This is a genomic window from Micromonospora sicca, from assembly GCF_003172935.1.
Taxonomy (GTDB): domain Bacteria; phylum Actinomycetota; class Actinomycetes; order Mycobacteriales; family Micromonosporaceae; genus Micromonospora; species Micromonospora sicca.
The window spans coordinates 25,455-36,042 of the sequence record NZ_QGKS01000226.1 but is presented as its reverse complement, the minus strand read 5'-3'; the positions used below and the strand labels follow the sequence as shown (position 1 = coordinate 36,042).

Here is a 10,588-nt window from a genome sequence, read left to right as displayed (position 1 = left end):
CCGCAAAACATCCGAACCAGCTGTGGGTCGCCGACCTGACCTACGTGCGCACCAGCGTGGGCTGGGTGTACGCCGCGTTCGTCCTCGACGTGCACTCCCGCATGATCGTCGGCTGGCAGGTGTCCACCTCGCTCTACACCGACCTGGCCCTCGACGCGCTGAAGATGGCGATCTGGCGCCGCGAGAACCAGGGCGCTGACCTGGGCGGACTCGTTCATCACTCGGACCGGGGAGTCCAATATCGAGCGATCCGCTACACCCAGCGGCTCGCCGAGGCCGGCGCCGTCGCCTCAGTCGGCTCGAAGGGCGACTCGTACGACAACGCCATGGCCGAGGCGTTCAACTCCCTCTACAAAGCCGAACTCGTCCGCAACAAGGGGCCCTGGCGCGGGCTCGACGACCTGGAGATGGCCACCGTCGAGTACATCGACTGGTACAACAACCGGCGCCTGCACGGCGAGCTCGGACACGTCCCGCCCGCCGAGCACGAGCAACTACACGTGATGACCCATCCGGTCACCGCGTCCCTGGAAACCAGCTAACCAACTCTCCATCAAACCCGGGGCTTGACACTGTCATCCGGGACCTGCGCAACCAAGCCGCCCAGTGGGAGCTGGCCATCGGCGACACGAGCGGGCAGCCCGCGACCCCCGACCGGCTAATCGAGATGCTGGCCCTGCTGTGGAAGGGGCAATCCCGGCACGCCGGCAGCCCAAACTCCCGCCGGCAGAGCCAGGCCGAGGGCGAGGCCGCCGTCCACCTCGCGGCCACCCTGGTGCAGTGGCTGGCCGTCGGCGTACTGCGCCGCAAGCCATGACCGACGCCACGGCACCCTCGTGAGACTGGCCGCCGTCTTGCTCTGAGCCGCGCTCGGCGCGCCGCTGCTGGGCGCCACCGCCCGCTTAGTGCGCGAACACATGGATGGTCCCACCACTCAATGCACCTACCTTGGCGACCTGACTGCCAAGCTGATGTGGTGCGCCGGCACGTGTCGGCTCCATCGCCCACCCGCCCCGCGCCGCGCAGCGCGACCTCCTCAGCGACAAGCCGACGAGTGCACGGCTACTCCGGCGGATCGGCGACCAGCACGTCCGCGACCGGTAGCGTCGCCGGGTTAGCGCGGTTCTGCGTCGGAGGCTGACGGCTCGTCGTCCGGCTCGGTCCGCTGTACGGGCGTCCCGGTGTCACCTTCCATCTGGCCATCGCGAGCCGGGTCGGGTGCCTGCCGTCCGGCCGATGGCTGTTTCGCCGGGAGCTCGATGCCTATTGTTCGGGCGTACTCGGCCAGAATGCCGCCGGCCTCGGCGAGCAGCCATGAGCCGTCGCGGAGTCTGATGGCTTGGGCGTAGTTGCCTAGCGCGCGGTTGACCAGTGGGTTGGTGGCCCCGGCGGTGAGGGCGCGGAACTCGGCTCGGGCGTTTTCGGCGTCCTCGATGACGACCTTGGTCAGGTCCTGTTGCTGGGTGATCGAGGTGTGTGTGCCGCGCAGCGCGGCGGCGACATCGGGCAGGGTCACGGTTCGTACCTCCGGGTGAAGAGAGATGTGGGAGCACCAGATGGGTCCGGTGGGACGGCGAGTCGGCGGGCGTTGATGAGTTCGGGGCGGGTGGCGCCGGGGGTCCTGCGGGGTAGGCGGCCATAGCGTGCGAAGGTGGCGGCGGCCTGCTCGCTGGTGGGGCAGGGCCCGACGAGGTGGCAGCGCAGGCAGTACCCGGATGCGCTGGAGGTGACGTGGTCGTCAAGCACCTGTTGGGCGACGGTGAGCTGATCGCCGGCAGCGGCGGACAGGTAGACGGTGGCGGCCACGTCATGCCTCCGGTTTCGGTAGGGCGGAGACTCGGACCAGCACCTGGCGCAACCGGCCATCTTGGTCGTCGACGCGGATTTCGATGCCTTCGAGCCACACCCACCGGCCGTCGTACCAGGTGCTGAGGTCGAAGCGGACCCGGGTGATCCGTAGCCGGAGCGGGCCAGTGCCGTACTGGTAGTCCGGTTCGCTGAGCTGCACGAGGTCGCCTGGCGCGACGGACACCCGCGGAGTAACCGGCGTGCGGTTCACAGCCAGCCCGTCCATCGAGCGCGGCCGGGATACGGGCGGGACCTGCGGCCGCCGCAGTCGGGGCAGTTCAACACCGAGCCGCACCGTCGGCACCATCGGGACTTGACCTTGAACAGGAACAGGCCGGCGGCGAAGCCGAGTGCCGCGACCGCCACCAGCACGAGGGATGGGACCACTGCGCGTTGCCTCCCTGACTTGGCCCTCGCGAGGAGCAGCCGCAGCGCGTGCCGGCCACCCCTCGCGAAGGCTTCCCCCGCATGCCGGATGACGACGATCCCCTGGGAGCGCGGGCCCGTCGCCGCAGCTGGGCGGCTTCCCTGTGCCGCACCGGCCTGGCATGCTCCTGCACATCGTGCTACCGCACTAGGGATAATGCAAGGGTTGCATTCGCATGTAATTCACCTGCCCGACCTGCCTGGATATTGCATCCGCACGGCAGGCACACTCTGACTACGACAGGAGCGAAGGGACATGGAGTTGTCAGCTCGACGGCAGCCACCCACCGTGCGCCTCCGGCGGCTCGCGGCGGAGCTGCGCGGACTGCGGACCACCGCCGGCCTCACCCGCGAGGAGGTCAGCGACCAGACCGGCATCAACCCCGCCACGCTCTACCGCATCGAGACGGCCAAGGTCCGCCCGCAGCGCCGCACCCTGATGGCGATGCTCGACAAGTACGGCGTCACCGACGAGGACAAGCGCACCGAACTCATCGCCCTGTCGCGTCAGGCCGCGCAGCTGGGCTGGCTCCAAGCGTACGAGTCGGAACTGCCCGAGCTCTACACGACCTACATCAGCTTCGAGGCCGAAGCCCGCTCGGTGCGCAACTACGAGTCCCTGTTCGTCCCCGGCCTACTGCAGACCGAGAACTACGCCCACGCCGTGATCCGCGGTGTCCTGCCACTGGCCACCGACGCCGACGTGCAAGCCCGAGTCGAGGCGCGGATACAGCGGCAGGAGTCGCTACGCAAGACCGAGCCGCTGCGACTCTGGGCGATTCTCGACGAGGCCGTCCTGCACCGTCAGACCGGCGGAAGAACGATCATGGTCGAACAGCTTGAGGCCCTGACGAGTGCGGCTGACCAGCCGCACATCACGCTTCAAGTCATCCCGTTCGCCAGCGGCGCCCACGCCGGCATGCCCGGCTCGTTCGTCGTCATGGACTTCCCTGACCCTGCGGACCCCGCCCTGGTGTACGTCGACAGCATGGCCGGCGACCTATTCCTCGAACGGGAAGCAGACGTCCGCCGCTACGCGACCACGTTCGAACACCTTCGCGCCACGGCGCTCGACCCGGCCAGCTCGATCAAGCTGATCGAGGAGCAAGCTGCAGCGATCAACCAGGAAGGAGGTACGGGATGACCTCAGTCGACCTGTCCGGCGCCCGGTGGAAGAAGAGCAGCCGGTCCAGCGGGAACGGCCAATGCGTCGAGGTCGCCGAACTCGTCGACGCGGTGGCCCTCCGGGACAGCAAGGATCCGACCGGTCCGGCACTGCTCGTCGGTCGTGAGGGCTGGATGAACTTCCTGGCCGGCGCGAAGGATGGCCAGTTCACGCAGCGGTAGGCCTGTGACGCCATCGAGTGTGACACGCCTGTCGGCGACTGCAGCGTGCTTCGGAGTCTCGGCTGCTTCCACCACTAGGTTGCCCGTCCTCGCATGCCCTGGTGCCAGGTGTTCGCCTGGAGTCGAGCGGGCGGCCTCTGCGCCCTGCTCGCCTTCGCCGACCATCCGGTCCTGGTCAGACGAAGAAGGTCTAGCCGGACGGGTCACTCACGTCGTGAGACCCGACATCCGTACGCCCTCACCGCACATCGGGGTTATCCGAGTCGACCAACGGCCCACTCAGCTAGCCGGTGCATCATCGGTTCGAGCCGCTGCCGGAACTCGTCGCGCATCTGCTTCTCCGTCGCTGGCGGTACGCCCGCCGGAACATCTGCCCAAAACGTCTGAGTCAGACGACATGAGTCAGGCCCAAGCGCCTCGACGGTGACTGCCCCCCAGCTAGGACACCAGGAGACAAGGCTACGGGTCACGGCACGACGGCCATGGTCGAGCTCGATCACCTCGTGAAGCACACCCACTCGCCCGCCCGCAGTCCGCTCCACGAAAGCCTGAATCTCGCCGATTCCCTCCCCACCTGGGAGAGAGACGGCTACTTCCGCCGTGTCGAAGAGCTTGAGACAGGATGCCGGTTCCCACATGAACGACCACACCGCATCCGCACTCTGTGGCAAGTCGACAGCGGCTGTCTCTCTTACCTGAACCGGCCTGGTTGTCACCCTGACCATCCGTAGGCGTGTTCGCATGCCGCATGGTCTCAGGTTTCAGGAGAGGTTGCGGAAGGAGGCTGGTGAGTGGACGGCAAGGGCGATCGGAAGACCGAGGGCAAGAAGCGTCAGAATCTCGGCGGCGGCGACGGGCTGAAAGGATCGCAGTCGTGACCCCTCTGCCCCAACCCGAAGACCTCACGTCGCTGGTCCTGCGTACCGACTTCACCGATAACGCGGCGTGGGACGCACTGAAAGCCGCCCTCATCGCCGGAGACCCTTACCCCGACGCGACCTTCGTCAGCGACCCTCAGTACGCCGGGGTGGGCATCCATGCCCTGGTCCAAGCCGATGCCGACGCGGACGATGACGACAAGCTGACCTACCTGTTCCTCGCCGACTCGACCACCATGGGCGACGACGAACACCCGCTGCTCGCCGTCGACCTCTACGACGAGCCCGGCCGCACCTTCCGGGTGCCGCCCCGCTGGTACGCCGAAGTCTCCGCCAACATGTCCATCACGAACATGGACTTCGCCGACTCTGCCGATGCCGCCGACGAGTCCGGCAGGTCCGCGGCTTCGAGGGTGAATGACAAGGCCCGTGAAGGAGAGGTCGATGGCCCGCCGAATCGGGCACGCCGCGGACTGGAGAGCGAGGCACAAGGTCTACCAGTACCGGCCGCCCGCGCCGGAGACGACAGACCGACAGCTTGTCGCAGCACGTTGACGGCCCCCGCCGTCAGGATTTATCCCGCGCCTTGAAGCGGCACCCCTGTTGGCTCATTCCCGGTACCAGGTTCCTCTACTCAGAAACTGGCCCGGCTTGCCGGCGACGCAGCGTGCGGATCCACCCCTGGGCAGTGTGCCGGGGCAGGTTGTAGTGGTCGGCGACTGCAGCCACACTCCCGGCTTGCTGGTAGACCGCTTCGAGATCGGCCGGTGAGCGCCGGTACACCCGTCCCTCGCCGGCGGAGGGAGCGGCCTTTGGCGGTCGACTTTGTGGCCTTCGCCGCCGTAGTCGTGGCCCTGGCGCCCGTTGCGGCCTTCGGCTTGCCCGCTCGGCTGCGGGTCGTGCCAGCGCCCGACGCCCGGTTGGACTTCTTCGCCTCGCTTGCCTTGGTCGCCGGTGACGCCTGCTTGGGCACCAGGACGGCAGCCGCACCAGTGTCCACAGGGTTACTGGCAGCCGGCTCGGTCGACCAGGTCACCCAGGCGGTGGCGGCGGCCGAGGTGCTCGAGCAGTTCGGCTGGGAACTTGTCAGCTCTCCGAGTTCGCCAGCAGCAGGATGGTCTACGCCATCATGCGCCGCCGGTGACTGAACCCGGCTCCCGCACCGGCTCCCCACAGAAACGGGACTGACGGCCGGGCGCCTGCCGGAGCCAGACCCACGCGGGCGGCTCATCCAGCCGCGTCAGCCCTGACCTGCCGCAGCGCTACTCCACCCAGCCGCGAAGACCTCATGTCCGCTGGTGATCGTCCGCGTCGCGGGGATCGGGCTGCTCCCAATCTGCTCCCAATGTAGGGGGCAAACGGCAAGAAGCCCGTTACCGGCATTTCCGGTTCCGGGCTCCTGACCTGCACATATTCTTGGTGGGCGATACTGGGATCGAACCAGTGACCTCTTCGGTGTGAACTCTCGGCGAGCGGGTCGGATCGGGCTCGATACGAGGTCAAACGGCCTGCTGACGCGCTTCTCGGGCCGGTTCGGCTGGCACAGTTGCTGTACTTCGCTGCTGTGTGCGCCACGAGGCGCTGGATTGTCGAGAGGGGTGAGAGTCCCTCTCCGTTGGGCCGTCGTAGCGGCCTGATCGAAGCTGGGGGCAGCCTGATCCGGGGGATGCCGGTGAGGGTGGGAAGCAGCCCCGACGATGCCGGGACGTGCTGGTACTGCCAGACGGTGCGGGTTCGGCTAGCGAGGCCAGGGTGCGTAACGCGAGTGAATCAGTGGTTGAAGCCTCGTAAAGGGTGCCGGCTCAAATCTGGTGGGTAGGGGCCGGGGTGCAGTGCGTGACCTTGCCGGCTGGCGGGTCAACTCCGAAGCCGTGTGCAGCAGACGGTGGGGAGGCCACGTTGAAGGTCTACGGCGTAGGCGTGGCGAGGCTGCCGGGGTATAGCTGAGCGCCGATCTGGCCGATCGATGATCCGGTGAACGTGGGAACCATCCGCGGTCGCCCTACCCGTCAGGCAGCCGGTCTGGTTGGGAGGGCAGGTCCGTCGCCGACTGTCGGCCGTTGGGTGGGGCGGAGGCCTCGTAGTAGTCCGAGCCCGGGAAAGCCGTGGCACATGGCGAAGGGGGCCAGCAAGTCCGTAGTGGAGATGCTGGAATGCCGGGAGGGCGTTGGTGAATACCGACGAGCTGGAGGCCGCCACGTATGAGGCGCGCCGTCGGGTACTGGAGATCCAGACGAAGCTGCACCGTTGGGCCCGTGATGATCCTCATCGCCGGTTTGACGATGTGTTCAATCTTGTCGTCGATCCCGCGTTCCTGCTTGTGGCGTGGGATCGGGTGCGGCACAACAAGGGCGCCAAGACGGCCGGCGTGGATGGGCGCAGCGCCTACTACGTGCAGGCCGTGCTGGGGGTCGAGGAGTTCCTCGACCGCCTGCGAACCGTGCTGAAGGATCGCAGTTTCCGGCCGATGCCGGTGCGGGAGCGGATGATCCCGAAGGCGGGCGGTAAGCAGCGCCGTCTCGGGATCGCGACCGTGACCGATCGGGTGGTCCAGGCGTCCCTGACCCTGGTGTTGGAGCCGATCCTGGAGGCGGATTTCCTGCCGTGCAGCTACGGCTTCCGTCCCGGCCGGCGGGCTCATGACGCGATCGCCGAGGCCCGATACCTGGCGACCCGCTCGTATGAGTGGGTTGTCGAGGGTGACATCAAGGCGTGTTTCGACGAGATCGCGCATCCGGCGTTGATGGACCGGCTGCGCGAACGGATCGGAGACAAGCGCGTCCTGGCCCTCGTCAAGGCGTTCCTCAAGGCCGGCATCCTCGGCCAGGAAGGGACGCTGCGCGACAGCAACACCGGGGTGCCGCAAGGTGGGATCCTCTCCCCCGTGCTGGCCAACCTGGCCCTGTCGGTGCTGGACGAACACATCGCCCAGACCCCCGGCGGGCCGGGCAGCACCCCCAGCCAGCGGGCCACCCGCCGACGCAAAGGCCTGGGCAACTACCGGCTCATCCGCTACGCGGACGACTGGCTGCTCATGGTCTCCGGCACCCGCGAACACGCGCAGCAGATGCGCGAGCACGCGGCGGCGGTCCTGGCCCCGATGGGATTACGCCTGTCGGCGGAGAAAACGAAGATCACCCACATCGACGAGGGTGTCGACTTCCTCGGCTGGCGCATCCAGCGCCACCGCAAGCGAGGCACCAACCGGCGCTACATCTACACCTACCCGTCCCGCAAAGCGATCAAAGCGGTGACGATCAAGGTGAAGACGATCTGCCGGCGCAACGTCAACCAGCCGCTCCAGACCCTCATCCGCCAGCTCAACCCGGCGCTGCGGGGCTGGTGCGCCTACTTCAAACCCGGCGTGTCCGCCGCCACCTTCGCCGACCTGGCCAGCTACACCCTGGACCGGTTCCTGCGATGGGCACGACGCAAACACCGCCGGATCACAGTGAAGACCATCCGCCGCCGCTACTGCAACGGCGGATGGTGGCCAACCACACCGGAAATCGGCCTGTTCAACCCGGACAAGATGCGCACCACGCGCTACCGCTACCGGGGAACAGCCATCCCCACCCCATGGACGGCCACGGGATAGACCACCACGGCAAACCCTAACGGGACTTGTGGAGAGCCCGGTGCCAGGACGACTGGCACGCCGGGTTCGGGAGGCGACCCAAGGAAACGGGCCGGTTGAAACACCAGCACCGCGCCTTGGGTCGACCTCACACTGCTGGCGGGGACCGGTCGGCTTTCCTGGTCCAGCCGAGGAAGCGACGGTGCAGCACGCCGGCCGGCGTCCAGGGCATGTCCTCGGTGGCCTGGACGAGATAACTGCCGAGGTAGAGGGCGAGCGACACCGGAGCGTCCGCATACTCGGCCCGCAGCTCCCGCTTCCGGGTCGGGCAGGGCCAAGGCAGGTCGCAGCCTCCACAGCTCCAGATCGGCATGACCGGGCCGTGGGTGGTCACCGCACACCCACAAGAAACCGGGCGGTGATCGTCCGGGCCTGCCGCCTGGTCGCCCAATCCACCTGCCAGCACGGGTACGGCGCCAGCCGCGACCACCAGGCGCGACAGCCGGCGCACATGCCATCGACCCCACGGATATGAACCGCGAGGATGGCCTGCTCCTGCCCGTCGTTCACTGCTCCCCCTCCCCCGGCCAATGGCCACGATTGATCGGAATCCGATGCCGTGCGCGACACGGCAGCTCGGCTCCGCACCGGCAGACCCGCCGCCACCGCCGCCAGCACCAGACCGGCCGATGCCGCCGCGCAAGGGTCATCGCGACCGCCAGGACGTACTCGTCGTAGGAGACGCGCCGTCGGTTGCCGTCAACTCCCTCATCGCCGGTTGACGACTGAAGATGGCCAGCGTTCCGCCGGGCGCGGCCCGCAGCTGCGGTCCAACCAGCTGCATCACTCCGTCTGGTCACAACGCCTCCCGCCGACGCCTTGGCGGAGCCGTGGGCACCCGGCCACTCTCCTCGGAGACGGAGCACCCACGGCAGGACACCCGGCCGCCAAGCTGGGTAGCCCCACAAGCAACTTAGGACGCAATGTGCGCAGGGTCAACAGCTGTGACACATAGCGTTGTGAGTCGGGTCTGCGGTGTGATCTGCTTGCACCAGCCGCCAAGCTGGGAGCACCACCGATGTCTGAAGCCGCATACCTACAGGTCGCCCGGGATATCCGCGAGCAGATCAGCTCCGGCCAGTTGAAGCCGGGCGACAAGCTGCCATCCTTCGCCGCCCTGTGCGAGCACTACGACGTCAGCAACACCGTCATCCGGGCCGCCATGCTCATCCTCAAAGCCGAAGGGCTGATCGACGGCCGGCAAGGCAAGGGTGTGTACGTCGCGAACCCACTCCCCCGATAGACCCAGGGTGCCGATCTAGTCGATCAGCCGACCGTACCCGCTCGCTGACGGGTCGTGACCCCTCGCTTGTAATGCGCTTCCGGCCAGAGTCGCTACGTCCGCTGGGCTCCACGGGGTGCGGCTCGTCGGAAGCAGCCGTGCGCACTCGTCCGGCCCCGGCCGCCACCGTTGATGTCAACGGCTGATGCCGGGCCCCCCTTGGTGGCCTGGCGACGGCCTAGCCCTGGTCCTCGTCCGCCCCTTGACCCCCAGGACGTGGGGTCAAGCGTTACCGCACGTCACGCGCGCTCCGGGTTATCTTAGGCGGTTCAGTGGTCCGCAGTCAGTGCGCTCGCGCTGACTGCGTGTGGTCCCCGCGTGGTCCCCACGGTCGCGAGATCGCACTCCTGCAGCTGTTCCCTCGGGCTTCCTCTCTAGCGCTGGAACCTCAGCGCCCGTCCCGTTGTCACTCGGTTTGTCACCCTGCCGCCGTTGCTGTCGACAGCCACTTACACGTTCGGCCCGCCGACGACCCTTGGATTAAGAGGACACTCGCTGCCTCTTGGTCAATAGTCGCCATCTGGGCAGCAGCCCGCCACTGGCCTGGCCCACTGTGCTGTTCTAGCGCGATGTTGGGGTCATGCAGGGGTCAGCCTCGTCCTACGACCTACCACTTCATGATGTCCTTAGTGAAACCGTCGGCCATGACGCCCTGGTGGCCGGGTCTCGCACAGACAAGTCGCGGAACCTCGGACTTCAATTCCAGCTATTCGGCCAAAGCTAGTCATACGCGTCACCGAGGTAGGAGAATCCGTCTTCCAACCAGAACCAATAGCCGCCTTCAGCATTTAAGACCGATTCGAAAAACCGAGAAAATGACATGGCTACAATCGCGCACGAGCCAACGATGCCATGCACTTCGTGCGAACTGTCGTAACAATGTCCTAGCCGATCGGGATCTAGGTCAATACTAATGAAATCACCGTTAGGCAGGGCAGCCAGGGTGACCCACTTCGAAGAACGGTCATCCGGAAACTCCTCCCCAAGAATGGCAATGTTGGCCGGAACGACCCTATCAGGCGACAGAATCTCCACCGGGTACGGCGAGGTCGCAAACAGTGATGCCCCGCCACACTTCTCATAGAACTCCGCAAGATCAGACGGTAGCGAAAGCCCCGGCGGGAGAGTTACAGGTGTCGCCACAGGAGGCCGAATCGAGCAATCTGCAGT

Annotated in this window: 14 protein-coding genes and 1 pseudogene; 8 read left to right on the top strand and 7 right to left on the bottom strand. The window is 66.8% G+C overall.

Annotation, left to right across the window (positions count from 1 at the left end; genetic code table 11):
• Together DKT69_RS15750 and DKT69_RS38345 are read left to right on the top strand one after the other, a co-directional pair.
• Nucleotides 1-542: IS3 family transposase (locus DKT69_RS15750; protein ID WP_109802302.1), on the top strand; the 542-nt coding region annotated here is incomplete at its 5' end.
• Nucleotides 543-667: 125 nt separating this feature from the next.
• Complete coding sequence (locus tag DKT69_RS38345) at nt 668-817, top strand: hypothetical protein (RefSeq protein ID WP_161557854.1); 150 nt, start codon at nt 668-670, stop codon at nt 815-817.
• 297 nt (nt 818-1,114) lie between these two features.
• Here DKT69_RS38345 and DKT69_RS15745 read toward each other — a convergent pair whose 3' ends face one another.
• From DKT69_RS15745 to DKT69_RS15730, 4 genes are read right to left on the bottom strand one after another with little or no spacing between them, the layout of a single operon-like run.
• Nucleotides 1,115-1,516: a hypothetical protein gene (locus tag DKT69_RS15745; protein ID WP_109802301.1), complete on the bottom strand. Its 402-nt coding sequence runs from the start codon at nt 1,514-1,516 to the stop codon at nt 1,115-1,117.
• Entirely contained in the window at nt 1,513-1,806 is a 294-nt protein-coding gene (locus tag DKT69_RS15740; protein WP_236647943.1) for a hypothetical protein, read from the bottom strand. Before DKT69_RS15740 ends, DKT69_RS15745 begins: the two co-directional genes overlap by 4 nt.
• A gap of 1 nt (nt 1,807) precedes the next feature.
• Nucleotides 1,808-2,032, bottom strand: coding sequence for a hypothetical protein (locus DKT69_RS15735; protein ID WP_146231098.1), 225 nt, complete (start codon nt 2,030-2,032; stop codon nt 1,808-1,810).
• 23 nt (nt 2,033-2,055) lie between these two features.
• Nucleotides 2,056-2,235, bottom strand: a complete 180-nt coding sequence (locus tag DKT69_RS15730) for a hypothetical protein (RefSeq protein ID WP_109802299.1) — start codon at nt 2,233-2,235, stop codon at nt 2,056-2,058.
• A 295-nt stretch (nt 2,236-2,530) separates the two neighbouring features.
• On the opposite strand from DKT69_RS15730, the gene DKT69_RS15725 reads away from it, so the two are divergent.
• The 5 genes from DKT69_RS15725 (at nt 2,531) to ltrA (ending at nt 8,097) form a co-directional block, all read left to right on the top strand.
• Nucleotides 2,531-3,418, top strand: a complete 888-nt coding sequence (locus DKT69_RS15725) for a helix-turn-helix domain-containing protein (RefSeq protein ID WP_109802298.1) — start codon at nt 2,531-2,533, stop codon at nt 3,416-3,418.
• Nucleotides 3,415-3,621, top strand: coding sequence for a DUF397 domain-containing protein (locus tag DKT69_RS15720; RefSeq protein ID WP_109802297.1), 207 nt, complete (start codon nt 3,415-3,417; stop codon nt 3,619-3,621). The genes DKT69_RS15725 and DKT69_RS15720 overlap by 4 nt, the downstream gene beginning before the upstream one ends.
• Nucleotides 3,622-4,495: 874 nt before the next feature.
• Entirely contained in the window at nt 4,496-5,089 is a 594-nt protein-coding gene (locus tag DKT69_RS15715; protein ID WP_109802296.1) for a DUF6924 domain-containing protein, read from the top strand.
• A 222-nt stretch (nt 5,090-5,311) separates the two neighbouring features.
• Complete coding sequence (locus tag DKT69_RS41410) at nt 5,312-5,647, top strand: hypothetical protein (protein ID WP_236647942.1); 336 nt, start codon at nt 5,312-5,314, stop codon at nt 5,645-5,647.
• Nucleotides 5,648-6,669: 1,022 nt separating this feature from the next.
• Nucleotides 6,670-8,097, top strand: coding sequence for a group II intron reverse transcriptase/maturase (gene ltrA, locus DKT69_RS15705; protein WP_109802295.1), 1,428 nt, complete (start codon nt 6,670-6,672; stop codon nt 8,095-8,097).
• A gap of 127 nt (nt 8,098-8,224) precedes the next feature.
• Here ltrA and DKT69_RS15700 read toward each other — a convergent pair whose 3' ends face one another.
• Both DKT69_RS15700 and DKT69_RS41080 read right to left on the bottom strand, forming a co-directional pair.
• Nucleotides 8,225-8,470, bottom strand: a complete 246-nt coding sequence (locus tag DKT69_RS15700) for a hypothetical protein (protein ID WP_109802294.1) — start codon at nt 8,468-8,470, stop codon at nt 8,225-8,227.
• Nucleotides 8,467-8,823, bottom strand: a pseudogene (locus tag DKT69_RS41080) (hypothetical protein); the annotation flags it as partial. The gene DKT69_RS15700 and the pseudogene DKT69_RS41080, both read right to left, overlap by 4 nt.
• Nucleotides 8,824-9,154: 331 nt before the next feature.
• On the opposite strand from DKT69_RS41080, the gene DKT69_RS15690 reads away from it, so the two are divergent.
• A complete protein-coding gene (locus DKT69_RS15690; protein WP_109802293.1) occupies nt 9,155-9,379 on the top strand; it encodes a winged helix-turn-helix domain-containing protein in 225 nt (74 codons plus the stop codon).
• 759 nt (nt 9,380-10,138) lie between these two features.
• Here the strand turns inward: DKT69_RS15690 and DKT69_RS37765 are convergent.
• On the bottom strand, nt 10,139-10,561 hold the full coding sequence (locus tag DKT69_RS37765; protein ID WP_368666254.1) for an SMI1/KNR4 family protein: 423 nt from the start codon (nt 10,559-10,561) through the stop codon (nt 10,139-10,141).
• Nucleotides 10,562-10,588 lie beyond the last annotated feature (27 nt).